Source organism: Achromobacter sp. KK8 (assembly GCF_054188005.1).
In genome coordinates this window covers 1,070,110-1,093,449 of record NZ_CM135178.1, presented here as the reverse complement: position 1 = coordinate 1,093,449, position 23,340 = coordinate 1,070,110, and the positions used below count along the sequence as shown (strand labels likewise).

Genomic DNA, 23,340 nt, shown 5'->3' with positions numbered 1-23,340 from the left:
GCTCCTCAGTTGGCTTTGATGTCGGCGCGCTTGACCACTTCGCCCCATTTGTCGATTTCGCTGGCGATCTTCTTGCCGAAGGTCTCGGGCGTGTTGGGTTGCTGCGGCGCGTAGAAGCCCGATTGTTTGTAGGACGCCACCAGCGCGGGGTCGGCCAGCGCCTTGTTCAAGGCCTGGTTCAGGCGCGCGATGACGGGTTGCGGCGTGCCGGCCGGCGCCATCAGGCCGAACCAGGATTCGACGTCGAAGTCGGGCAGGCCGGACTCGGCCAGCGTCGGCGCCTCGGGCACGGCCGGAAGCCGCCGCGGCGAGGTGACGCCGATGGCGCGCAGCTTGCCGGCCTGCACGTGCGGCAATGACGAAGGCAGGTTGTCGAACATGGAATCGACCTGGCCGCCCAGCAGGTCGGCCACCGCCGGACCACTGCCGCGATAGGGCACGTGCAGGATGTCGGTGCCGGTCTGCATCTTGAACAGTTCGCACGACAGGTGGATGGACGAGCCGCTGCCCGACGAGGCGCAGGTCAGCTTGCCGGGGTGGGCCTTGGCGTAGGCCAGGTATTCCGGCACCGTCTTGACCGGCAGCTTGGGGTTGACCACCAGGATGTTGGGGATGGTCGCCAGCAGGCCGATCGGCGCGAAGTCCTTGACGAAGTCGTAGTTCAGCTTGCTGTAGAGCGTGCGGTTGATGGTGTTGGCGATCGAGCCGACGTAGAGCGTATAGCCGTCGGGCGCGGCGCGCGCGACGATTTCGGCGCCGATGTTGCTGTTGGCGCCGGTCTTGTTCTCCACCACGATGGTCTGGCCGAGTTCCTCGTTCAGGGCCTTGGCGACCAGGCGCGCCACGATGTCGGTGGCGCCGCCCGCGGCGTAACCGACCACCAGGGTCACCGGGCGTTCGGGATAGGGTTTGGCAGCCTGGCTCGGCGCGCTGAATGCAATGGCGCCTGCCAGGGCCGCGACGCTGGCGGCCAGCCGCCTGCTGAATGTCTGCATGGTTGTCTCCGTCCTGTTTGTCTAATATCTGGACAGATCTTTGCCTGCCCGACTTCATATTGGGCTTTGATAGGCGCCTCATCAACGCAAGGTGTCCAGAAAATGAACAAACCGGAAAGCGACGACGGCGGCCCGCGGGTGTTGCGGCGCGGGCTGCGGGTGCTGGGCGTGCTGCGCCAGGCGGGCGCGGCCGGCATGCACGTGACCGACATCGCGCGCGCCGCCGGCATGCAGCGCTCCACCGTCTACCGGTACCTGGATGTGCTGGCGCAGGAGGGCTACGCGCTGCGCGAGCCGGATGCGCCGCACTGGCGCATGGCGGAACTGGGCGTGATGATGGCCGGCGATCCGCACGCCGAAGCGGTGCGCGGCCTGCGGCCGGTGCTGCGGCAGATCAGCGACGTCAGCGGCGATTCGGCATTCCTGATCTGCCGCGCCGGCGGCGATTCGCTATGCCTGCATCGCGAGGTCGGCAACTATCCGGTGCAGGTGCTGGCGGTGACCATCGGCCATCGCCAGCCGCTGGGCGTGGGCGCGGCCGGCCTGGCGCTGCTGGGCGCCTTGCCGCCGGCCGAGGCCGACGAGGTGATCGCACAGAACGAGCAGGCCCTGCGCGCCTACGGCGGCATGACGGTGGCGCAGATGCGGCGGCTGGCCGAGAACACGCGCGACCGGGGCTGGGCGGTGGTGGGCAATGCGGCGGTGCCGGGCGTGCTGGGGGTAGGGGTGGCGTTGTGCGACGCGGGCGGCTATCCGCGGCTGGCGGTCAGCGTCTCGAGCCTGATCGACCGCATGCAGGCGCCGCGCCAGCGCGCCATTGCCGAGTTGATCCGCACGCAGTTGGGGCAGGACGAGGTCAGGCGCCAGCGCTGGAGCTTGCCCGGCGTGGTCGACGAGGCGGATTGAACGATAAGGGTTCGGTCCGGCCTCGATGGCATCGAGGCCGGCTGCGCGTGTCAGGCCTGCGCCGGCGCGGGCGCGCGGTAGGTCTTCTGGTAGTGCACCGTGAAGGTCTTGAACGCGTCCAGCGCCTTGCGCGGGTCGTGGCCCGGCTTGACCAGGAAGCTGTCGAAGCCGACGCGCGCCTGGTAGTGGATGGTGTCGATCATCACGTCGCCGACCGCGCGCAGCTCGCCCGTCCAGTGATAGCGGGTGCGCAGCAGTTGCGCCAGCGAATAGCCGCGGCCATCGGTGTAGACGGGGAAGTCCACCGCGATGAAGGCGATGCCGGCGGGATCGAGCGTGCCGTCGGCTTCCAGCAGGTCGCGCAGATCAGCGTCGGGTCCCAGCAGGACCGCGACCGGATGGCGATGGCGTCGCAGCGTGGCGCGCGAGGCCTTCCAGGTGGCCAGCGGCACGATCCAGCCGGGCTCGTCGGTCGGCACCTGGCCGTCGGCCGCCACCTCGGGATCGGGCACGAAGGGGCGGGCCGCGTCGCTTTCGAGTTGCCCGTTGCGGATCAGGTGCGGGCCGGGCGCGTCGTGGGCGTAGGGCTCAGACATGGGCGGCCTCCTGGGCGGGCTTGGCAAAGGCGGGGTCGGAATACACGTCTTGCTTGAAGGGATCGATGCCGACGCGGTCCACCACGTCGATGAAGCGTTCCTCCTCGCTGTCGCGCAGGCCAAGGTAGGTGCGGATCAGGCGGTCGACCACGCCCGGCACCTGGTCGCGGGCGAACGAGGGGCCGATGATGCGGCCGATGGCGGCGCCGCCGCCCTTCGTCGATTCGATGTCAGGCAGGGGCTTGGCGGCGCCGTTCTGGCGGCCGCCGATGGTGACCTGGTACCACTCTTCGCCGGCCTTATCGACACCCAGGATGCCGATGTGGCCGACGTGGTGGTGGCCGCAGGAGTTGATGCAGCCGGAGATGTTCAGGTCCAGCTCGCCGATCTCGAACAGGTAGTCGAGGTTGTCGAACTGGCGCTGGATGGCCTCGGCCACGGGGATCGACACGGCATTGGCGAGCGCGCAGAAATCCCCGCCCGGACAGGCGATGATGTTGGTCAGCAGGCCGACGTTGGGCGTGGCCAGGTTCAGCGCTTCGAGCTTGCCCCACAACTCGTGCAGGCGCGCGCGGCGCACGTCGGCCAGGATCAGGTTCTGCTCGTGCGACACGCGCAGTTCGCCGAAGCCGTATTCATCGGCCAGCGCGGCCACCGCGTCCATCTGGTCGGCGGTGATGTCGCCCGGCGGCACGCCGGTGGCCTTGAGCGAGACGGTGACGGCGGCGTAGCCCGGCGTCTTGTGGGCGTGCACGTTGGTGCGGACCCAGCGCGCGAAGCGCTTGTCGGCGGCGGCCAGCGCCGCCGTGTTGTCGGTATCGTGCGCCGCGGCCGGATCGTATTGCGGCCAGATGAAGCGCGCGGCGATGGTGTCGACGAATTCCTGCGTGATGGTGTCGGGGCCGCCCTTGATCAGCTGCCACTGTTCGTCCACCTGCTGCGCGTAGACTTCCGGCGTCAGGTCCTTCACCAGGATCTTGATGCGCGCCTTGTACTTGTTGTCGCGGCGGCCATGCAGGTTGTAGACCCGCAGCGCGGCCTGCAGGTAGGTCAGCAGGTCCTGCCATTCGACGAACGGGTTGATCAGCTTGCCGACGATGGGCGTGCGGCCCATGCCGCCGCCGACCCAGACGCGGAAACCGAGCTTGCCGTCGCGCTCGACCGCCTGCAGGCCGATGTCGTGCACGCCGACCGCGGCGCGGTCCTGCACGGCGCCGCTGACCGCGATCTTGAACTTGCGCGGCAGGAACGCGAATTCGGGGTGCAGCGTGGACCACTGGCGGATGATCTCGCACCACACCAGCGGGTCGATCAGCTCGTCCGGCGCGACGCCGGCGAAGTGGTCGGTGGTGGTGTTGCGGATACAGTTGCCGCTGGTCTGGATTGCGTGCATTTGCACCGTGGCCAGTTCGGCCAGGATGTCCGGCACGTCTTCCAGCTTGGGCCAGTTGAACTGGATGTTCTGGCGCGTGCTGAAGTGGCCGTAGCCCCGGTCCCACTTGCGCGCGATGTGCGCCAGGGTGCGCAGCTGGCGCGAGGCCAGGATGCCGTAGGGAATGGCCACCCGCAGCATCGGCGCGTGGCGCTGGATGTAAAGGCCGTTCTGCAGGCGCAGGACGCGGAATTCATCTTCGGTGAGCTGGCCATCGAGGAAGCGGCGCGTCTGGTCGGCGAACTGCGCCACGCGCTGCTCGACGAGCTGCTGGTCGACGGGGTCATACACGTACATGTCTACTGCCCTTGAGGTCTTCTCGGTCTGGTCCCCGCAAGCGTGGCCCGCCGTAGGCGGGGACTGGGGGATTCATAACCGTAACAGGCAGCCGCTTCGACCGTCTAAGTCATTCTGGTAATAAGCGTATGCCTGCGGCAGACACCCGCGTGGCGGCGTTCAGCCGCCGGACCCGGCGACCGCCCGGTGACGCGGCCGGGCACCCCGGAAGGTAGCCAGGCTGGCCAGCGCCAGCAGGCCGACGGCCGCCGCGCCGTACAGCATCACGTCGCCGAACCCCTGCGTCAGCGCGGTCCGGGCCACGTCCGCGGGGATCGCGAGCCCCGCGCCATCGCCCAGGTTGCCCGCCGACAGGGCCTCGGCCATGGCGCGCAGCGTGGCATCGGCGGGCGCCTGGGGCCAATGGCGGCGCAAGGAAGACAGCACGCTTTCGACCAGCAGGAACCCCATCAAGGCGATATTGATCGACAGGCTGATCATGCGCACGCTGATGTCGATGCCCGAGGCCATGCCGGCGCGGTCGCCGGGCACCGCGCCCGTGGTGGTGTTGGTGACGGGCGTATTGATCAGGCCCAGGCCGGTGCCGGCCAGCAGGCAGCCGGGCAGCATCGTCAGCCAGCTGGCGTGCGCGACGCCGCTGCCCCATTTCATCAGCGCGAAGCCCAGGCAGATGGCGAACAGGCCGGCCGGGATCACCGTGTCGGGGCGGTAGCGCAGCGCCAGTTTCTCGCCCAGCGGCGGCGCCACCAGTGTCGGCAAGGTGTAAGCCAGCAGCGACAGGCCGGTGCCCAGGCCGCCGTAGCCCAGGCCGTTCTGGAAATACAGTGGCAGGTAGATCATGAAGGGCCAGAAGCTGAAGTTCATCGCGGCCGACGCCAGCAGCGCGCCGGAGAAGCGGCGGATGCGGAACACCGCGAAGTCGAACATCGGGTCGGCGCAGCGGCGTTCGGCGATCACGAAGACGACCAGCGCCAGGATGGCCGCGCCCAGGCTGGCGAGGGTCGGCGCGCTGGTGAAGCCAGCCGCGGGACCCTGGGTAATGAACCAGGCCAGGCCGAACACCGCCAGCGACAGCGAGACGATGCCGGCCACGTCCAGCTTGCGCTGGCGCGGATCGCGCGATTCGTCCACGCCCTGCCACGTCAGCCCCAGCGCGACCAGCGCCAGCGGGCCATGCGCCAGGAATACCCATTGCCAGCTCGATAGCGCGACGATGGCCGAGCCGATGACCGGGCCGAATCCCAGGCCGACGCCGAAGGCGATGCCCCAGGCGCCAAAGGCCCGGCCACGCGCGGCGCCCTCCTGGAAGCGGTGCGACAGCACCGCCACTTGGCAGATCAACATGGCGCCGCCGGACAGGCCTTGCAACGCGCGTCCGGCGATCAGCACGCCGGTGTCCTGCGCCCAGCCGCAGACCAGCGAGGTCAGGCCGAACACCGCCAGGCTGGCCATCAGCAGGCGCTTGCGGCCGTAGCGGTCGGCCAGCGTGCCCGCTGCCATCAGCACCGTGGTGCAGGCGATGGTGTAGGCGTTCATGATCCATTGCAGTTCCTGGAAGCCGCTGCGCAGCGCCTGTTCCAGCGTGGGCAGGATCACCGGCACGCTGGAAATCTCCAGGCCGAACATCAGGGCGGCCAGGCAGACGGCGGCCAGCGTGAAGCTATTTTTCTGCGCTATCGAAAGCGGCATCGGGGTTCTCACGAGAGGTCGGCGGCGGGAATCCGCCGCGGGACCTCATTCTGGGAGCGTGTTAAAAATGATGGAAATGATTTAATTTCGTCGGATTCATCAATATTCATCATGAGTTGACGCCATAGACTTCGATACCGCCTTGTTGCGCACCTACGTCGCGGTCAAGGAAGCCGGCGGATTCACCCGCGCCGCCGAACGGCTGCACCTGAGCCAGTCGGCCGTCAGCCACCAGATCCGGCGCCTGGAAGCGCAGGCCGGCACCGCGCTGCTGGTCCGCACCACCCGCAGCCTGGCGCTGACCGAGGACGGCGAGGACTTCCTGCGCTACGCCGAGCAGGTGCTGCGCGCCCAGGACGCGCTGGCGCGGCGTTTCCAGCGGTCATCGGTGGCGGGGGCGGTGCGCCTGGGCGTGCCCGAGAATTTCATGGGCGAACGCCTGCCATTGCTGCTGGCGCGGTTCGCGCGCGCCTTTCCGGCGGTGCGCCTGGACGTGGTGGTCGGCAGCTACCTCGACCTGCGCACCCAGGTCGAGGCGGATATGCTGGATCTGGCGGTGGTGATGGCGCTGCCCAGCGAACCCGAGCGCGGCGCGATGCTGCGGCGCACGCGCTTCGTGTGGGCGGCCGCGCACGCGTTCGACTTTTCCGGTGACGAGCCCATACCGCTGGCCTTCGCGCCGTCGCCCTGCGTGCATCGCCTGGTCGGCGTGGACGCGCTACAGGCGGCCGGCCTGGAATGGCGCGTGGCTTTCACCTCGCCCAGCCAGGAGGGCCTGCGCGCGGCCGTGCTGGCGGGGCTGGCGGTGACGGCGCTGCCGCAGGAAGACGTGCGGCCCGGCATGGATGTGATCGACGGCCGCTACGGCCTGCCGCCGTTGACCCATGCCGAATTCAGGCTGATTTCGCGCCAGGCGGAACAGCAGGCGCCGGCGGTGCGGGCGTTCGGGCAGTTGCTGACGGAAATGTCGGCGCTGGCGCTGCCCTAGCGTGCTGTCTCGCGGCTACGCGGGCACGCGATCCGCCCATTGACGCCATGGCGTCGTTGCCAATCGCGCGGCGGCCTACAGCGCGGCGTTGACCGCCCAGCGCGCCACCAGCACCAGGATCACGACGAGGCAGGCGGCCATCAACAGGCCGGTGAGGATCAGCGGGGCGGGCTTGTTGTGGGCGATGTCGGCGTCGTAGCCGCGGCCGCGGCGCACGCCGAAAAAGCCCCACAGCACGGATTTGACCGTGCGCAGGAAGCTGAGCATCGGGAGGGTCTCCTGACAGGGGATGCGGCCACTGTAGCCGCCCCGGCGCGGGCGGGGCAGATGCAGATTCGCGCCAGGCGACCGTATCAGATGGCGTCGGCGGGCGTGCCGATGCCGCGCACGATGTGGTCCAGCAGCTCGCGCGCGGCGGGCGAGATGTGGCGGCCGGCGCGGCTGAGCACGTGCAGGCTGCCCTGGTTGAGAATGGGGTTGGCCAGCGGCAGGCTGGCCAGGCGCAGCGCGGCCATGTCGGCGGTGACGGCGATGGGCGGCGTCAGGGCGTAGCCGATGCCAGTGGCGGCGAATTGCCAAAGCGCCTTGAACGACGAGGTGGTCAGCACGTTGCGCAGCCGCACCTGTTCGCTGATCTCGGCGGCCTGGATGTGCTGGCGCACGCCGAAGCCTTCCTGCATCGCGGCGCCGGGATACTCGACCAGGTCGGTCAGCAGCAGCGGCCGTTGCAGGCGCGTCAGCGGATGCTCCTGGCGCACGATGGCGCGGATCGGCTCGGGGCGCGAATAGTGCGTGCGCAGCCGGGCATCGTTGGGCGGCTGGAACACCAGGCCGATGTAGGCCTGGTCATCGACGATGCGCTGCACGATTTCCGAGGTGCGGGCCACGTCGATGTCCAGCGTGACTTCCGGATGATTGTGCCAGTAGCCGGGCAGCACGCGGTCGAACATCAGCTCGACGAAGCCTTCGCCCAGCACCAGGTCGATGTGGCCGCGCTCCGCCTTGCGCAGGCTGTCGATCTCCGAGAAGAAGCTCTCCTGGATGTTCTGCTGGCGCTTCACATAGCGCGCCAGGATGTGGCCGGCGTCGGTCGGCACCACGCCGCGGCCGCGCCGCTCGAACAGGGCCATGCCGCAGTCGCGCTCCAGCGCGGCGATGGCGCGGCTGACGGCGGACGGGTCCATGTTCAGCACTTCGGCGGCGCCGCGCACCGAACCGCGGCTCATGACCTGCATGAAGTAATGGGTGCGGCGGGCGTCGAGTTTTTCGTCCATGGGGCGGCTCCGTGGCGCAAAGGCATCGGTTCGGTCTGCAACATATTGAGGGTTTACCCTTATATATTGCCGGTTCTTGCAAAAAATTCCCTGCCCAGGGGCATCCGTTGCATTTTACGCAACACATTAGCCCAGGCGCTGTCATGGTTGGCGCGCCGGCCCCCGGGCGAAAATCGCCGCTGCCGCCCGCTCGCATCGCGAGCCGTCCCTACGGACCGCCCCGTGCACGCCGTCCCGCGCCAGCCGTTCAGCGGGGCTGGCCCGCCACGGACATGCCGATCGGGCCGCGCCATACCTACTCACGTACTCAGGGGAATCCGATGTCTCATGCCAGCGCCAGCCTGGCCATGCCCGCCATGTCGCTATCGAGCCGCATCCGCATGCTTGTCGCCATCTTGCTGGTGGTGCTCGTGTCCGAAGCGATCGGCAGCGTCACCTTCGCGGTGGGCCCGGGCAAGATCGTTCTGCAGCCCATGCTCTGGGCCATCTTCATCGGCGCGGTCGTGGCCGCCTTCGGCCAGCGCCTGCCGGCCAACGCGGGTATCGACACCGCCATGCAGACCCGCATCAGCGGCTACCTGCAATACGCGCTGCTGCCGTTCCTGGCCAAGCTGGGCCTGATGGTCGGCGGTTCGCTGCCGCAGGTGCGCGAGGCCGGCTGGGCCCTGGTGTTCCAGGAGTTCGGCCACTTTTTCGGCACCATGGCCATCGGCCTGCCGCTGGCGCTGCTGCTGGGCATCAAGCGCGAAGCCATTGGCGCGACCTTCTCGGTGGGCCGCGAGCCCAGCCTGGCGATCATCGGCGAGCGCTACGGCATGAATTCGCCCGAAGGCCGCGGCGTGATGGCCGAGTACATCACCGGCACCGTGATCGGCGCGCTGTTCGTGGCGCTGATGGCCGGCTTCATCACCAGCCTGAACATCTTCGATCCGCGCTCGCTCGCCATGGGCGCCGGCGTGGGCTCGGGCAGCATGATGGCCGCGGGCGTGGGCGCTATCGCCTCGCAGCAGACGCCGGAAGTGGCGCACCAGGTGGCCGCGCTGGCCGCCGCCGCCAACCTGCTGACCACGGTGGTGGGCGTGTACTTCACGCTGTTCATCTCGCTGCCGACGACCATCTTCCTGTACGGCAAGCTGGAGCCGGTGCTGGGCCGCTTCTCGCGCGCCAAGGCCGAGACCGCCGCCGACACCACGGCCGCGACCGAGGCGCCGTCGCATGCCGTGAAGATGGGCTTCGGCGATCGCCTGACGGCCTATGCCGTGTGCGGCCTGTTCGCCCTGGTCGGCAACCAGTTCGGCTACAAGGTGCCGATCCTGGACGCGCTGCCCGGCATGCTGATCATCATCCTGCTGGTCGTGATCGCCGACCTGCTGCTGCGCGTGGTGCCCAAGCTGCCCGCCGTGGCGGTGCTGTCGCTGATCGCCATGACCGTGGGCTGCCCAGGCGCGGTGCCGTACTCGGACCAGATCATCGCCGCGGTCAACAAGGTCAACTTCCTGCCGTTCACCACGGTGATCCTGGCGATGGCCGGCCTGTCGATCCTGAAGGACCTGCCGGCCTTCCGCAAGCTGGGCTGGAAGATCGTGGTGGTGTCGCTGGCGGCCAACGCCGGCACCTTCCTGGGCGCAACGATGATCGCCGAGTTCTTCCACTGATCGGACGTCGCCGTCCGGCAAGTGACAAGCCGCCCGTGTGGGCGGCTTTTTTCTTGCCTGGATCGGCGCAGCGGTGCACGTGAGCGTTATCCGAGGCGTTTATACCCGAGCCTTCGTGTCGCGAGCGGGGGGCCAGGCGCGGATTGCGCCTGCGCGGCTCAATCAGGTGCGCGCGTTGGGCCGGTAGCGGGCTTGGTCGGTCACGTTCTCGGTGGGGCCGATGTTCTCGACCTTGGGGATGCCCAGGCCCGCGGCCTTCAAGGCCACGGTGGTCTGCAGTTCCTGCACTTGCGGGTTGCCCATGGCCACGCGATAAGGCTGCAGCGGCGTCAGGCCTTCGATGGTGCCAAGGTCGTTGGCGCTGTCGGCGCGCAGCGCCACCGGGTCGGGGCGCGCCGAGAATTCATCGATGGCGCGGCGCAGGCGGGCATCGGCGTACAGGTCGCGCAGCTGGTCGACATTGATGGCGGCGGGCGCGGCGGCCGTGAGGGCGACCGCCCTGGATGGCGTGTTGGTGACGGCGCGGCCGGCATCGGCGTCATCCGCCTGCGGCGAGGCAGCCGCGCGGGTGACGCGCTGGGCCTGCCAGGCGGCCTGCGCCTGCGCGCTGCGTTGCGCCTGGCGCGTGGCGGCGTTGCGGGCGGCCCATTCGGCTTCCCAGACGGGGCGTGTATCGTCCAGCAACGGTATGCGCGCGGCATACGGCGGGGCGACGCGGGCGATGGGGGAGACGGCGGTCACGTTCATGCGTGGGCTCCCTGGTCTGTGGGTCTACCAGTTGGTCCGGCGGGGACCTCGGAAGTTCAATATAGACGGCCCTGGGCGGGGCGGTATGTCGATCTGTAAGAAAAAAAAAGCCCCTGGCAAAAGCCAGGGGCGAGCGGCGGGCCCAAGAGGGCGCGCCGTACCGGGCGGCCGTTGCGCCGGGAGCCCGGCGGGTTCTCCAGGCTTGGCGGCCACCCAAACCGGAGCGGGTCAGGCGTGCGGCAGCGTGGCCTGCATCGAGGGGCGCTGGTTGAACGCCTTGAACCAGGCGGCGACGGCGGGATGGCCGGCGCGCCAGTCGAAATCGGGATAGCGGAAGTCCAGGTAGCCCAGGGCGCAGCCGACGGTGATGGTGCCGATGTCCAGGCGGCCTTCCAGGCGGGCGGCGGTCTTCTCGAGCAGCGCCAGGCCGTCGCGCACCTTGCCCATCTGGCCTTCGTACCAGCCGTCCCAGCGCAGCGGCTCGGGGCGCAGCACGGTTTCGTAGCGCGCCAGCAGCGCGGCGCCCAGCATGCCGTCGCCCAGGGATTGTTCGGCCAGCGCGGCCCAGCGGGTGGCGCCAGTGGGGAACAGCGCGCCCTTGCCCAGGTCGTTCAGGTATTCGCAGATGACGCGGCTGTCGAACAGGCGCTGGCCGTCGTCGGTGATCAGCGTCGGCACCTGGCCCAGCGGATTGTCCGGGATGATGTTCTGGTCGCGGGCCACGGGGCCGGCGGCGCTGGGCAGTTTCTCGATGCGGTCGGCCAGGCCCAGTTCGTGGGCGATGACCATGCATTTGCGCACGAAGGGCGAGGCGGGCGAGAAGTAGATCTTCATGGGAGTCCTTGTCGGTGGTGGTGCGTCAGTGTTGGGCACGGGCCAGGTGTTGTCCAGCGACCCAGCCGAAAGTCAGGGCGGGTCCGAGCGTGATGCCGGGCGCCGGGTAGGCGCCGCCCATGACCGAATGCATGTCGTTGCCGGCCACGTAGAGGCCGGGAATCGGCTGGCCGGCGGCGTCCAGCGCCTGCGCGTTGCCATTGGCGGCGATGCCGCGGGCGGTGCCGATGTCGCCGGCATAGACCTTGACCGCGTAGTAGGGGCCGGCGCCGAGCGGCGCCAGGCAGGGGTTGGGCTGGTGCTCGGGATCGCCCAGGTAGCGGTTGTAGGCGGTGCTCCCCTTGCCGAAGTCGGGGTCCAGGCCTTGCGCCGCGTATTCGTTGTAGCGCGCGACGGTCGCGTGCAGCGCATCGGGCGGCACGCCCAGTTTCTGCGCCAGCGCCTCCAGCGTTGCGCCTTGCAGCAGGTAGCCGGCATCGATGAGATGCTGGCGCGGCCGTCCGCCGGGCAGCGCCAGGCCCAGGCCCCAGGTATCGATGAAGCGCTGGTCGCACAGCAGGAAGGCTGGCATCGTCGGCACCTGCTCGTGGCTGCGGTACATGGCTTGCACGAAGGCGTGGTACGAAGTCGATTCGTTGACGAAGCGGCGGCCGGCGCCGTTGACGGCGATGAGGCCGGGCTTGGCGCGGTCCCACACCAGGTGCGGATAGTGCAGCCGCTTGCCGCCGGGTTGTTCCAGGATCGACACCGGCGCCCAGAAGGCGGGGCTGGAATGGCCCTGGCCCAGCGCCGCGCCGGCGTCCTCGGCCAGGCGGATGCCGTCGCCGGTATTGTCGCGCGGCGCCATCGACCAGTCGTCGGTGGGGTGGGGGTAGGTCTGGCGGCGGCGCGTCGAATCCCACGGAAAGCCGCCGGTGGCCATGACCACGCCACGGCGGGCGCGGATGTTCATGCGCCGGCCTTCATGCTCGACGGTGGCGCCCAGCACCGCGCCGTCGGCATCGCGCAGCAGCGTCAGCGCCGGCGTGTCTAGCCAGTAGGGCACCTTGCGCGCCAACATCGCGTGGAACAGTTGGGCGGCCAGCGCGTTGCCCAGCAGCAGGCGGGTGCCGCGGTGGTAGCCGCGTAGGCGGTCGGCGCCATAGCGCAGCACCAGCTTCATGGCGTGGCGCCACGAGGCGAACGCGCGGGTGGCGCGCAGCAGGTGGCGCACGTCGGTGATGCTGACCATCATGCCGCCCAGCACCGTGAACTCCTTCAACGGATCGCGCAGCGTCTTGAAATGGCGGCCCAGCTTGCGGCCGTCGAATTCCACCGGATCGAGCGAGCGGCCGCCCATGGCGGCGCCGGGCAGGTCGGGGTAATAGTCGGGCGAGGCGGTGCGCGCGGCCACCTGCAGGAAGCCGCGCGCGACCAGGTCATCCATCATGCGCGGGCCGGCGTCCAGATAGGCGCGCTTCATCTCGTCGGGGGCCGCCGCGCCGACGGTTTCCTGCAGATAGGTCCAGACCTTGTCGAAGCTGTCCGGATGGCCGGCGGCCTCGGTCTGCGCGTTCAGCGGTATCCATAGCGCGCCGCCGGAAATGGCGGTCGAGCCGCCGATGCGGTCGGTCTTCTCGATGAGCAATACGTCCAGGCCCGCCACGCTGGCGGTCAGCGCGGCGCTCATGCCGCCCGCGCCCGAGCCGACCACGAGCGCGTCGACTTCCTTGTCCCACTTGATGCTGTCCATGCTGCCTATGCTCCCGACCCGCCCAGCGACTTGCCGCCGTCCACGAAAATCACCTGGCCGGTGATGAAGTCCATTTGCGGCGAGGCCAGGAACGACACCGCGTTGGCCACGTCTCGCGGCTGGCCGGCGCGGCCCGTGGGCTGCAGCGCCAACTGCGCCGCCAGGCGTTCGGGGCTCAGATTGCGCAGCAGCGGGGTGTCGATCAGCCCGGGGGCGATGGCGTTCACCAGGATGCCGCGTGGCGCCAGTTCCATGGCCGAGGCGCGGGTGTAGCCCACCAGCGCAGCCTTCGAGGCCACGTAGTGCGGATGGTTGCGCGCGCCCAGGTAGGCGCGCGAGGCGATGTTGACGATCTTGCCGCCGGCGGCCATGTCGTGCGCGGCTTCCTGCGTCAGGGTGGCGACGGCCAGCAGGTTGACGTCGTACATGCGCCGGTAATCATCGCTGGTGACGTCGAAGAACTTGCGCTCATCGAACAGGCCGGCGTTGTTGACCAGCGCCGCCAGCGGCGCCAGTTCGCGCACCAGGGCGCGGGTGGCGTGTTCGTCCGCCAGGTCGACCACGCGGTAGTCCACATCCAGGCCCTGCGCGCGCAGCGCCTGGGTTTCCTTGTCGGCCAGGGCCGCGTTGCGGTCGGCCATGACGACCCGAAAGCCGTCGCGCGCCAGCCGCTCGACGATCGCCAGGCCCATGCCGCTGGCGCCGCCGGTGACCAGCGCGGTGCCGAGGGAGTTGAGGGGTTCCATATCGATTCCTATACGGCCAGGTAGCCGCCGTCCACCGGCAGCACCACGCCATTGACGTAGCTGGCCATGGCCGAGGCCAGGAACAGCACGGGGCCGACGATCTCGTCGGCGCGTCCGGCCCGCGCCATCGGCGCGCGCCGCATGTACCAGTCGGTGCCGTGGGCCTGGGCGCGCTGGCCGGCGGTCATCTCGGTTTCCATCAGGCCGGGGGCGACGGCGTTGACGCGCACCCCGTGCGGCGCCAGGTCGCGCGCCAGCACTTCGGTGAACGAGCGCACGCCGCCCTTGGAGACCACGTAGCCGGCGGTCGAGATGCCGCAGCCATAGGCCACGATCGAGCACAGGTTGACGATGGCGCCGCGGCGGGCCTTGAGCTGTTCGACGAAGGCGTGGGTGACGTTGAAGGTGCCCTGCAGGTTCACGTTCATCACGCGTTCCCAGATCTGCGGGGTCTGTGGATCGTCGAACGGCGCGCGCGCCGAGATGCCGGCGTTGTTGACCAGCACGTCGATGGCACCGTGGCGCGCTTCGCATTCGGCGGCGAAGGCGCGTACCGCCTCGGCGTCGGTCACGTCCAGCGCGGCGTCGATGGCGCGGCCGCCGGCGGCCGCGATGGCCTGGGCGCTGGCGCGGGCCAGGGCGGGATCGAGGTCGGCCACGATCACGGTGGCGCCTTCGCGCGCGAAGCCCTGCGCGATGGTGGCGCCCAGGCCGCGCCCGGCGCCGGTGACGAGGACCCGCTTGTCTTGCATCATCAGGGTCATGGTTCGCTCCTAGCCGCCCAGGTAGGCGCGCTGCACGCCTTCGTCGCTGGCCAGCGCGGCCGATGCGCCTTCCAGCGCGATCTCGCCGTTTTCCAGGATGTAGGCATAGCTGGACACCGACAGCGCCAGCTTCACGTTCTGTTCCACCAGCAGGATGGTGATGCCCTGTTCGCGGTTCAGGCGCAGCACGATGTCGAATATCTGTTCCACCACCAGCGGCGACAGGCCCATGGACGGTTCGTCCAGCAGGATCATGCGCGGGCGCGCCATCATGGCGCGGCCGGTGGCCAGCATCTGCTGTTCGCCGCCCGACAGCGTGGCGGCCTTCTGCTCGAAGCGCTCGCGCAGCCGCGGGAAGGTATCGCAGACCATGTCCAGGTCGGCCTTGACCGCCTGGCGGTCCTGGCGCAGGTAGGCGCCCATCTCCAGGTTCTCGCGCACGCTCATTTCGCGGAAGATCTCGCGGCCCTCCGGCACCTGCACGATGCCGCGGCTGACGATGGCGTCGGCCGGCTGGCGATGGATGGCCTCGCCCGCAAAGCGCACGCTGCCCGCGGTGGGCGTCACCAGCCGCGAGATCACGTTGAGCGTGGTGGACTTGCCGGCGCCGTTGGCGCCCAGCAGCGCGACGATGGCGCCCTGCGGCACTTTCAGCGACACGTCCTGCAGGGCGCGGATATTGCCGTAGGCGGCGCTGACCGATTCGACTTCAAGCAGGTTCTCAGCCACCGGCGGCTCCCTTGCCCAGATAGGCTTCGATGACGCGGGGGTTGCTGCGCACCTCCGCGGGCGTGCCTTCGGCGATCTTCTCGCCGAACGACATGACGGTGATGCGATCCGAGATCGACATCACCAGCTGCATTACGTGCTCGACCAGCAGCACCGTGATGCCGTCGCGTTCGCACAGCTCGGTGAGGATGCGGTCGAGCGTCTCGATTTCGCGATTGCGCAGGCCGGCGGCGGGCTCGTCCAGCAATAGCAGCTTGGGCGAGATGGCCAGCGCGCGCGCCAGTTCCAGCATCTTCTGGCGGCCGAAGTCCAGGCTGCACGCGGGCGTGTCGAGGAAGTCGGCCAGGCCGACGCGTTCGAGCAGGTGTTCGACGCGTTCGCGCGCCTCGGCGGTGGCCGGGCGCAGCAGGCGCGCGGCCGTGCTGGCGCCGTGCGCATAGGTGCCCAGCAGCGCGTTCTCGCGCACGCTCAGTGCGCTGAACAACTCCAGGTTCTGGAAGGTGCGGGCCACGCCCAGCGCCGCCATTTCGTGCGGCTTCTTTTTCGTGACGTCGATGCCGTCGAAGACGATGCGGCCCTGCGTCGGCCGGTAGTAGCGCGAGACGCAATTGAAGGTGGTGGACTTGCCGGCGCCGTTGGGGCCGATCAACGCGTGGATGCGGCCGCGTTCGACCTGCATCGACAGGCCGTTGATGGCGGTCAGGCCGCCGAATTTCACCGTCAGGCCCTGGACGTCGAGGTAGGGTTGGGCGCTCATGCGGCGCTCCTTTGCGTGGGTTTGGCGGTCGCGCCCTGAGCGTCCCGGCGCGCGGGCAGCGGGGCGGCCGGCGGCGGCGCGTGGCGGCGCGCCTCGCGGCTGGCGAACAGGCCCTTGGGCGCGAACATCATGAAGCCCATCAGGATCACGCCGTAGATGATTTCCTGGAACGACAGCGCCTGGCGCAGCAGCTCCGAGATCAGGCCGAAGCCGATCGCGCCGGCGATGGCGCCGCGCACCGAGCCGATGCCGCCCACCACCACCATGGTCAGGATCAGGATGGTGGTCTGGAAGCCCAGGCTTTCCGGGTGGATGAACGAGGCGAAGGTGGTGTACATGCCGCCGGCGATGCCGGCGTAGGCGGCCGACAGCGTGAAGGCGGTGCGCTTGATGGCGTTCACGTTCACCCCCATGGCCTGCGCCGCCACGTCGCTCTCGCGCACGGCGCGGAAGGCCGAGCCCAGCTGCGAGCGCGACAGCGCCACGGTGGCCCACAGCAGCAGCGCGGCGATCGCTACCACGAAGGGATAGGCCTTGATGTCGGACACCAGCTCATAGCCGAACAGCGTGGCCGGCGAAATGCGGAAGCCGTTCGAGCCGTTGGTCACCGACTGCCAGTTCAGGAACACCCACTGCATCGCCTCGCCAAAGGCGAACGTGGATAGCGCCAGGTAGATGTCGCGCATGCGCAGCGCCAGCGCGCCGATCAGGTAGCCGAGCACGGCCGCCAACAGCCCGCCCGCCAGGATCGAGACGAAGAAGGGCGGATGCCACAGGTTGTTGATCAGCCCGGCGGTGTAGATGCCGACGCCGTAGAACGCGGCGTGCGACAGGGCGAACTGCCCGGTCTCGCCGATGACGATGTGCAGGCCCAGGGCCAGCACCACGAACACCATCAGCAGGTTGACGACGTAGATCACATAGCCGCTGGCGACGAACGGCAGGGCCGCCAGCGCCACGGCCATCAGCGCCAGCAGGGCGCGGTCGGTCTTGGATTTCATACTTTTTTCACCTGCAGTTTGCCGCCCAGCAGGCCTTGCGGACGCAGCAGCAGCACCACCATGATGGCGACGAAGGGCGCCACCACGATGGCGTTGGTCGAAATGAACAGGCCCACCAGGTTCTCGGCCACGCCGATCACGAAGCCGCCGACCACCGCCCCGGGCAGGCTGGTGATGCCGCCGACGATGGCGGCCGCGTAGGCCAGGATGGCGATGTGGCCGATGTCCGGCGTGATCAGGATCTTGGGCGTGATGAGCAGCGCGGCCACGGCCGAGATCAGCCCGGACAGCGCCCACACCATCATGCGGATGCGCGTCAGGTTCACGCCCACCAGGCGCGCGGCCTTGGGGTTCATGCCGACGGCGCGCATGGCCTTGCCCACGCGGGTGTAGGTGAACATCACGTACAGCAGCAGCATCACGCCCACGGCCACGGCGAAGATCACCAGGTCCAGCTGTGTCAGCACGGCATCGCCGATGAGGATGGCGTCGGTGGGGGCCAGCGGCGGCAGCGAGCGCGGCGTGTCGCCCAGCCCGGTCTGGCGCACCAGCCCTTTAAGGGCGTAGGCCAGGCCCAGCGTGGCGATCACCATCTGCACGCCCACGCCCCTGGAGGCGATGACGCGCTCCATGACGACGCGCTGGAACAGGCCGGAGACCACGGCCACCACGGCCAGCGTCACCGGGATGACCGCCAGGTAGGGCCAGCCCATCACCAGGGTCAGGAACAGGGCGACGTAGCCCCCGACCATGAAGATCTCGCCCTGGGCGAAATTGGGCACATCCGTGGTCTTGAAAATGATGACGACGGCGACCGCCAGCAGCGCATACACGCTGCCCGTCACCAGTCCCGACAGCACCCCCTGCTGCAGGAACAACCAGATATCGGCAAAGCTCATGATGGTCTCCGGCGGTCCGCGCGGCGCTGCGCCGCGGCGCGGACCTGGCCTGTGGCGGCGGTTACGGCTGGTACTGCCAGACGCTCTTGAAGGCGCCCGGCACGAGCGACATGTTGGTGCCGTCGAACTTGATGTAGATGGCCGATTCCTGCGCGGCGCGGTCGTTCGGGCCGAATTCGATCGGGCCGGCCATGACGCCGGAATCGAACTTCATGGTCTCCAGCGCGGCCAGCACCTTCTCGCGAGTGGGCTGCGGGCCGGCGGCCTTGAGCGCATTGACCACCGCCATGGCGGGCGGCAGGCCGTAGGGCATGTAGGTCTGCGGATGGCCGGGCTTGGCGGCCAGGTCCGGATAGGCCTGCTTGTACATGTCGTAGACCCAGGTCAGCTTGGCGCCGCCGGGCACGTCGGCCAGCACTTCCTGGATGTAGACGTTCTTGAAGGCGTCCTTGTTGCCGACGTTCTCGACCAGCTGCTTCAGGTCGGCGGTGCCGTTGACGGCCAGCACGATGGGCTTGTTCCAGCCCAGTTCCTGCGCCTTCTTGATGATCAGCGCGGCGGGCCGGGCATACGTCGTCAGCAGCAGCACGTCGGGATTGCCGGCGCGGATCTTGAGCATCGGCGCGGTCACGTCGGTGATGTTTGGATTGACCGATTGCACCTGCAGGTTCAGGCCGCCCAGCTGCTTGGACTGGGCCTGGGCGGCTTCCAGGTTCCAGCCGCCGTAGGCATCGTCATGGTTGATGTAGCCGATCTTCTTGGCCTTGAGATGCTCGGCGGCGAACTGCACCATCGAGCCGCCCACGGCGTGCTGCGAGATCGAGAACGCGCCGTAGATGTACTTGGACGGCGGATACAGCGCGCCGTCGCCCGAGGCGTTGAGCATGACCAGCGGCACCTTCTCGCGCTCGACGTATTCGCGCGCGGCCACCACGGCGGCCGAGCACGAGCCGCCGTTCAGCAGGAACACCTTGTCCTGCTCCGTCAGCTTCTTGACCGCCGCCACCAGGTCGTTGGCGTTGCAGCGGTCGTCCTCGATCACCAGCTCGATCTGGCGGCCGTTGATGCCGCCTTCCTTGTTGACCTTGGCGTACCACATCTTGGCGGCGTTCAGCACGTCAAAGCCATAGGCCATGCCGCTGCCCGACAGGGGCGCGAACAGGCCGATCCTGATGGTCTTGTCGGTGATGCCGGGTTCCTGCTGGGCCTGGGCGGAAGCGCCCAGGGCGAGGGCGCATAGCGCGGCGGCCGCGTGGCGGCGGAGGTGCTTCATGGTTTGTCTCCCGTTTTTTGAGTGCGCGCCTTTATCGATGGCGCGTTGCTGCTTGGCGGCGAAGCCGCCGGATTGGGTTCATTGCACAGGGTTCACTGCATGCGGTAGCCGCCGTTGACGTCGATGACGCTGCCGGTGATGTAGCCCGCTTCTTCCGAGGCCAGGAAACGCACCGCGGCGGCGACATCGTCCACCGTGCCGATGCGGCCCAGCGGAATCGCCTGGGCGGCCGCCGCGAGCGCGCCGCTGCTGGTGACGGTGCTGCGCAGCATGTCGGTGTCGATCAGCCCCGGCGCGATGCCGTTGACGGTGATGCCCAGGTGCGCGGATTCGCGCGCCATGGCCTTGGTCAGGCCCAGCACGGCCGACTTGGCGGCGATGTACGAGGCGCTGGAGCGATAGCCGCCCAGTTGCGCGGCGACCGACGTGAAGGTGACGATGCGGCCATGCTTGAGCGGCGCGGCTTCGCGCCGGCGCAGGTAGGCGCGGCCGCACAGGAACACGCCGCGCGCGTTGACGGCGAAGCTGCGTTCCCAGATGTCGAGCGTGGTGTCCTTGATGAGCGGCCGTTCGCCGTTGGGCTGGAACAGCAGCAGGCCGGCGGCGCTGACCAGCACGGCGATGGGGCCGTGGGCCTGCTCGATCTGGTCGAACGCCGTTTCGACGGCGCTTTCATCGCTGACGTCGAAGGCATGGGCGCTGTGGGGCGCGCCGAGTTCGTCGGCCACGCGGCGGGCGCGCTGGGCATCCACGTCCGACACCACCACGCGGTAGCCGGCGCGGGCCAGCTCCTGGCAGATGGTGGCGCCGATGCCGCCGCCACCGCCGGTGACGAGCGCGAGCCGCGGAGCCGGGCCTGCGGCCGGCGTGGATACATTGGACATGCTGCCTCCTGTTGCGCGGATTCGTCCGCCTTGGAAACGGCGTCCGCTGATCTGAATTTTTGGCGATTATGTATACATGACGGGGAGGCAGGTATAGGGGGTTTCCCGTAGTTGCGCATGAAGCTTGATGGTTCTCATTGGGGAAAGCCCTAGCGTGATGGTATGGGGCGCTGTCGCATGTATTCTTCATGTATACAATGTGGGCATGGATACGCTATCTCAACACGTGACCGATACGCTGCGGGACTGGGTGCTGCATGGCAAGTTCAGCCCGGGCGCCCGCCTGGAGGAAATTCCGCTGGCCGAGAAGCTGGGGGTGTCGCGCACGCCGGTGCGGGCGGCCCTGGCGACGCTGGGCAACGAGGGGCTGCTGGAGCACCTGCCCAAGCGCGGTTATACGGTGCGGGCGTATGACCTGGCCGAGATCGTGGCGGCTTACGAGGTGCGGGCGGCGCTCGAAGGATTGGCCTGTCGGCAGGCGGCGCTGCGCGGTTTATCGAATGACGCGGTGGCGGTGCTGAAGAACTGCCTGGACGAAGGCGATCGCATTCTCGGCAAGGGCGTGCTGCTGGCGGAGGACCATCTGCCTTACCAGCAGGTCAACATCACCTTGCACAACGGGATCCTGGAGGCGGCGGGCAATCCGTGGGTGAAGCGGTTCGCGACGCAGGCGCAGGCGATTCCGTATGCGTCGGATCGGATCATCCTGTGGGAGGATCATGGGATCATTCTGCGGTCGCATGATGATCATCATCGGATCGTCAATGCCATTATTGCGCGGGATGGAGCGCGGGCTGAGGATCTGATGCGGGAGCATGTCTACTATGCGGGGATCATTCTCAAGAGTAATTATGAGAGGTTGGCGCAGGCCTATCGGGTCTAAGGGGGCTGGCGGTTGGGTTCTTTAGCCGCGGGTGACGGGGCAGGCGGGGGATGGCGGGGCTACGATTGCGGTCCGGAGCGTTCGCTCCGGACTCCCCCTTCGTCATCTTCGTCCAGGCCTGCGGCCTTCCCTTCAGATTCCCTCGGGCGCATCTACACGCCCCGCCATCCCCCGCCTGCCCCGTCACCCGCTCGCGATGAGACTTAACGGGGGCCGTGGGGGCTAGTTGTTTGCTTGGCGTTTTTGCCAGCGATCGGGGGTAGGGGAAGGTCTTGCGGGGTCGCCAAAGGCGGCCGCGCGGGCGGCCTTCTTTGGCGTTTGGGTGTCTGGCGTCGGGGATGACGCTGCGCGCTGGTGATGGCGCTGCGCTGGCCGTGTGATGTTGCGGCTGCGCTGTGACGGTTTGGCGTGCCAGCCGCGTTTGCATGGCGCGGATGCGTCTGCGCTATTTGTCCGTGGCGACATGCGCGCGGCGGCCGAGCCGCCGCGTTTGGGGAGCGATCAGCCGGGCAGGCCGGTTTCCAGGCAGGGACTGAATTCGCCGGTGGCGGGGTCGCGCAGGAACAGGACGCCGGTGGCGACGCCGAAGTAGGTGCCGTGCAGCTCCAGGTCGCCCTTTTCGACGCGGCGGCGGATGGAGGGGAAGGTCATCAGGTTGTTCAGGCTGTGGCCGATGACGGCGAGTTCCAGGCGCTTGAGGTTGGCGGCGCGGTCGTCGCCGCCGGGGCCGAGTTCGTCGGCGACGGGGGCGATCTGGGACATCCACTTGCCGATGAAGTCGCCCTTGGTCAGGGGCTTGGCGTCGTCGAAGAAGGCGCGGATGCCGCCGCAGGAGGCGTGGCCGAGGACGACGATGTGCTTGACGTTCAGGCCGTTGACGGCGAATTCGATGGCGGCGCTGGTGCCGTGGTACGAGGATTCGGAGTCGGGGTCACAGGGCGGGACCAGGTTGGCGACGTTGCGCACGACGAACATTTCGCCGGGGCCGGCGTCGAAGATGGCTTCGGGCGAGACGCGCGAGTCGCAACAGCCGATGATCAGGATTTCCGGGCTTTGCCCAGTTTCGGCCAGTTTTTCGTAGCGGCTGCGTTCCGAGTGGAAGCGGCCGGCGAGAAAGGACTGATAGCCTTCGGTGAGTCTTTTGGGAAACATGATCTTTTCACTTCCTTGATAACTGGGCCGGGCATGCCGGCGTGCCGGCGGACGCAACAAGGGGCTTCGTGTGGAAGCCCCTTTTGTCGAGTCGGCTGCGGAATTTTCCCACAATTGGACTTGCGCCGGCTTGACTAAACCCTATCCCGATAAGGGTTTTTTGCCGGAGCAATCCGTCGGGCAAGTGAGCGCAGCGTGGGAAACGCGCGGCCGTCGCGCAAGAAAAGCCGTCCTGTCGCCCGGCCGCCCGAAGGCCGGACAGCCCCCTCGGGGGGCAGCAAGCGCGCAGCACGCAGCGTGGGAAACGCGCGGCCGTCGCGCAAGAAAAGCCGTCCGGCCGCCCGGCCGCCCGAAGGCCGGACAGCCCCCTCGGGGGGCAGCAAGCGCGCAGCGCGCAGCGTGGGAAACGCGCGGCCGTCGCGCAAGAAAAGCCGTCCGGTCGCCCGGCCGCCCGAAGGCCGGACAGCCCCCTCGGGGGGCAGCAAGCGCGCAGCGCGCAGCGTGGGAAACGCGCGGCCGTCGCGCAAGAAAAGCCGTCCGGCCGCCCGGCCGCCCGAAGGCCGGACAGCCCCCTCGGGGGGCAGCAAGCGCGCAGCGCGCAGCGTGGGGGTCAACCATTCACCTGGCCCGGATGTCCAGGGCGGTGACCTTGGCGAATTGCAGCGGCGTGATGGCGCGGATCATCTTGATCTGGCCCGGCGCCAGGGGGCCGATGTCGTCGTCGCGCACGCGGCCGATTTCGCGGCCCTGTTCGTCGTAGAGCACGAAAGTGAGCATGACGTAGTTGACGGCGCGGGCCGATTGGTTGGCCAGCGAGCCGGTGATGGTGGAGACGTTTTCGTTGGCGTCGCGGATCGCCTGGATATTGCCCAGCGTGACGCCGTACAGGTTTTGGGCATGGGCGGCACCGGTCAGGCCGGCCAGCAATGCGAGGGAGGCGAGGACGGTTTTCATGGCGGTCTCCTGTGACCCGGTTGCCGGGCGTCCCAGCCGCGGACTCTGGGGCCGCGTGTCGGGGTCATGCGCCTATCTCACACCTTTCCCGCCGGGCGCACAACGGGCCAAAGGGATGAATGGGTAACAGGTTGCAGGGGATGGCCGCAGATT

General features: G+C 68.5%; 23 protein-coding genes. 4 read left to right on the top strand and 19 right to left on the bottom strand.

The genetic code is table 11. From position 1 onward, the window contains the following. Nucleotides 1-5: 5 nt before the first annotated feature. Nucleotides 6-995, bottom strand: a complete 990-nt coding sequence (locus tag ACVN9Z_RS04990; RefSeq protein ID WP_458213190.1) for a Bug family tripartite tricarboxylate transporter substrate binding protein — start codon at nucleotides 993-995, stop codon at nucleotides 6-8. 102 nt (nucleotides 996-1,097) lie between these two features. Between ACVN9Z_RS04990 and ACVN9Z_RS04985 the strand changes: the two genes are divergently transcribed. Then, nucleotides 1,098-1,901, top strand: a complete 804-nt coding sequence (locus tag ACVN9Z_RS04985; protein WP_024070597.1) for an IclR family transcriptional regulator — start codon at nucleotides 1,098-1,100, stop codon at nucleotides 1,899-1,901. 50 nt (nucleotides 1,902-1,951) lie between these two features. On the opposite strand, the gene ACVN9Z_RS04980 is transcribed toward ACVN9Z_RS04985, so the two are convergent. The 3 genes from ACVN9Z_RS04980 to ACVN9Z_RS04970 all read right to left on the bottom strand — a co-directional run bounded on the left by ACVN9Z_RS04980 (nucleotide 1,952) and on the right by ACVN9Z_RS04970 (nucleotide 5,915). Next, on the bottom strand, nucleotides 1,952-2,497 hold the full coding sequence (locus ACVN9Z_RS04980; RefSeq protein ID WP_006390008.1) for a DUF934 domain-containing protein: 546 nt from the start codon (nucleotides 2,495-2,497) through the stop codon (nucleotides 1,952-1,954). Then, nucleotides 2,490-4,226: a nitrite/sulfite reductase gene (locus tag ACVN9Z_RS04975; protein WP_024070596.1), complete on the bottom strand. Its 1,737-nt coding sequence runs from the start codon at nucleotides 4,224-4,226 to the stop codon at nucleotides 2,490-2,492. Before ACVN9Z_RS04975 ends, ACVN9Z_RS04980 begins: the two co-directional genes overlap by 8 nt. A gap of 159 nt (nucleotides 4,227-4,385) precedes the next feature. Beyond that, a complete protein-coding gene (locus tag ACVN9Z_RS04970) occupies nucleotides 4,386-5,915 on the bottom strand; it encodes an MFS transporter (RefSeq protein ID WP_024070595.1) in 1,530 nt (509 codons plus the stop codon). Between the two features lie 142 nt (nucleotides 5,916-6,057). Here ACVN9Z_RS04970 and ACVN9Z_RS04965 point away from each other — a divergent pair, with 142 nt between their 5' ends. Next, complete coding sequence (locus ACVN9Z_RS04965) at nucleotides 6,058-6,903, top strand: LysR substrate-binding domain-containing protein (protein ID WP_458213189.1); 846 nt, start codon at nucleotides 6,058-6,060, stop codon at nucleotides 6,901-6,903. Nucleotides 6,904-6,978: 75 nt separating this feature from the next. On the opposite strand, the gene ACVN9Z_RS04960 is transcribed toward ACVN9Z_RS04965, so the two are convergent. Further along, nucleotides 6,979-7,170 (bottom strand): DUF2970 domain-containing protein, encoded by a 192-nt coding sequence (locus ACVN9Z_RS04960; RefSeq protein ID WP_006390012.1) that lies wholly within the window; start codon nucleotides 7,168-7,170, stop codon nucleotides 6,979-6,981. An 86-nt stretch (nucleotides 7,171-7,256) separates the two neighbouring features. Then, nucleotides 7,257-8,177, bottom strand: coding sequence for a LysR family transcriptional regulator (locus ACVN9Z_RS04955; protein WP_238920538.1), 921 nt, complete (start codon nucleotides 8,175-8,177; stop codon nucleotides 7,257-7,259). 320 nt (nucleotides 8,178-8,497) lie between these two features. On the opposite strand from ACVN9Z_RS04955, the gene ACVN9Z_RS04950 reads away from it, so the two are divergent. Then, nucleotides 8,498-9,832 carry a DUF3100 domain-containing protein gene (locus tag ACVN9Z_RS04950; protein WP_049054135.1) on the top strand — a complete coding sequence of 445 codons (1,335 nt, stop codon included), beginning with the start codon at nucleotides 8,498-8,500 and terminating at the stop codon, nucleotides 9,830-9,832. 162 nt (nucleotides 9,833-9,994) lie between these two features. On the opposite strand, the gene ACVN9Z_RS04945 is transcribed toward ACVN9Z_RS04950, so the two are convergent. The 11 genes from ACVN9Z_RS04945 to ACVN9Z_RS04895 all read right to left on the bottom strand — a co-directional run bounded on the left by ACVN9Z_RS04945 (nucleotide 9,995) and on the right by ACVN9Z_RS04895 (nucleotide 20,198). Next, on the bottom strand, nucleotides 9,995-10,579 hold the full coding sequence (locus ACVN9Z_RS04945; protein WP_458213188.1) for a hypothetical protein: 585 nt from the start codon (nucleotides 10,577-10,579) through the stop codon (nucleotides 9,995-9,997). Nucleotides 10,580-10,807: 228 nt separating this feature from the next. Next, a complete protein-coding gene (locus tag ACVN9Z_RS04940; protein WP_006390017.1) occupies nucleotides 10,808-11,413 on the bottom strand; it encodes a glutathione S-transferase in 606 nt (201 codons plus the stop codon). A 25-nt stretch (nucleotides 11,414-11,438) separates the two neighbouring features. Further along, the gene (locus ACVN9Z_RS04935) at nucleotides 11,439-13,145 is read right to left on the bottom strand and encodes an FAD-dependent oxidoreductase (protein WP_458213187.1); all 1,707 of its coding nucleotides are present in this window, start codon (nucleotides 13,143-13,145) and stop codon (nucleotides 11,439-11,441) included. Between the two features lie 5 nt (nucleotides 13,146-13,150). Continuing rightward, on the bottom strand, nucleotides 13,151-13,891 hold the full coding sequence (locus ACVN9Z_RS04930; protein WP_458213186.1) for an SDR family NAD(P)-dependent oxidoreductase: 741 nt from the start codon (nucleotides 13,889-13,891) through the stop codon (nucleotides 13,151-13,153). Nucleotides 13,892-13,899: 8 nt separating this feature from the next. Beyond that, nucleotides 13,900-14,655, bottom strand: coding sequence for an SDR family NAD(P)-dependent oxidoreductase (locus ACVN9Z_RS04925; RefSeq protein ID WP_054471219.1), 756 nt, complete (start codon nucleotides 14,653-14,655; stop codon nucleotides 13,900-13,902). Between the two features lie 9 nt (nucleotides 14,656-14,664). Beyond that, the gene (locus tag ACVN9Z_RS04920; protein ID WP_024070589.1) at nucleotides 14,665-15,384 is read right to left on the bottom strand and encodes an ABC transporter ATP-binding protein; all 720 of its coding nucleotides are present in this window, start codon (nucleotides 15,382-15,384) and stop codon (nucleotides 14,665-14,667) included. Then, the gene (locus ACVN9Z_RS04915; RefSeq protein ID WP_049054129.1) at nucleotides 15,377-16,141 is read right to left on the bottom strand and encodes an ABC transporter ATP-binding protein; all 765 of its coding nucleotides are present in this window, start codon (nucleotides 16,139-16,141) and stop codon (nucleotides 15,377-15,379) included. The genes ACVN9Z_RS04920 and ACVN9Z_RS04915 overlap by 8 nt, the downstream gene beginning before the upstream one ends. Continuing rightward, the gene (locus ACVN9Z_RS04910) at nucleotides 16,138-17,142 is read right to left on the bottom strand and encodes a branched-chain amino acid ABC transporter permease (protein WP_458213185.1); all 1,005 of its coding nucleotides are present in this window, start codon (nucleotides 17,140-17,142) and stop codon (nucleotides 16,138-16,140) included. Before ACVN9Z_RS04910 ends, ACVN9Z_RS04915 begins: the two co-directional genes overlap by 4 nt. Next, nucleotides 17,139-18,041, bottom strand: coding sequence for a branched-chain amino acid ABC transporter permease (locus ACVN9Z_RS04905; protein ID WP_006390024.1), 903 nt, complete (start codon nucleotides 18,039-18,041; stop codon nucleotides 17,139-17,141). Before ACVN9Z_RS04905 ends, ACVN9Z_RS04910 begins: the two co-directional genes overlap by 4 nt. Nucleotides 18,042-18,102: 61 nt before the next feature. Then, complete coding sequence (locus tag ACVN9Z_RS04900) at nucleotides 18,103-19,314, bottom strand: ABC transporter substrate-binding protein (protein WP_047992025.1); 1,212 nt, start codon at nucleotides 19,312-19,314, stop codon at nucleotides 18,103-18,105. 92 nt (nucleotides 19,315-19,406) lie between these two features. Beyond that, nucleotides 19,407-20,198, bottom strand: a complete 792-nt coding sequence (locus ACVN9Z_RS04895) for an SDR family NAD(P)-dependent oxidoreductase (protein ID WP_006390026.1) — start codon at nucleotides 20,196-20,198, stop codon at nucleotides 19,407-19,409. A 226-nt stretch (nucleotides 20,199-20,424) separates the two neighbouring features. On the opposite strand from ACVN9Z_RS04895, the gene ACVN9Z_RS04890 reads away from it, so the two are divergent. Next, entirely contained in the window at nucleotides 20,425-21,081 is a 657-nt protein-coding gene (locus ACVN9Z_RS04890; protein ID WP_231133035.1) for a GntR family transcriptional regulator, read from the top strand. 501 nt (nucleotides 21,082-21,582) lie between these two features. On the opposite strand, the gene ACVN9Z_RS04885 is transcribed toward ACVN9Z_RS04890, so the two are convergent. Then, entirely contained in the window at nucleotides 21,583-22,233 is a 651-nt protein-coding gene (locus ACVN9Z_RS04885; RefSeq protein WP_006390028.1) for a carbonic anhydrase, read from the bottom strand. Between the two features lie 618 nt (nucleotides 22,234-22,851). Next, complete coding sequence (locus tag ACVN9Z_RS04880; protein WP_006390029.1) at nucleotides 22,852-23,187, bottom strand: FxLYD domain-containing protein; 336 nt, start codon at nucleotides 23,185-23,187, stop codon at nucleotides 22,852-22,854. Nucleotides 23,188-23,340: the final 153 nt, after the last annotated feature.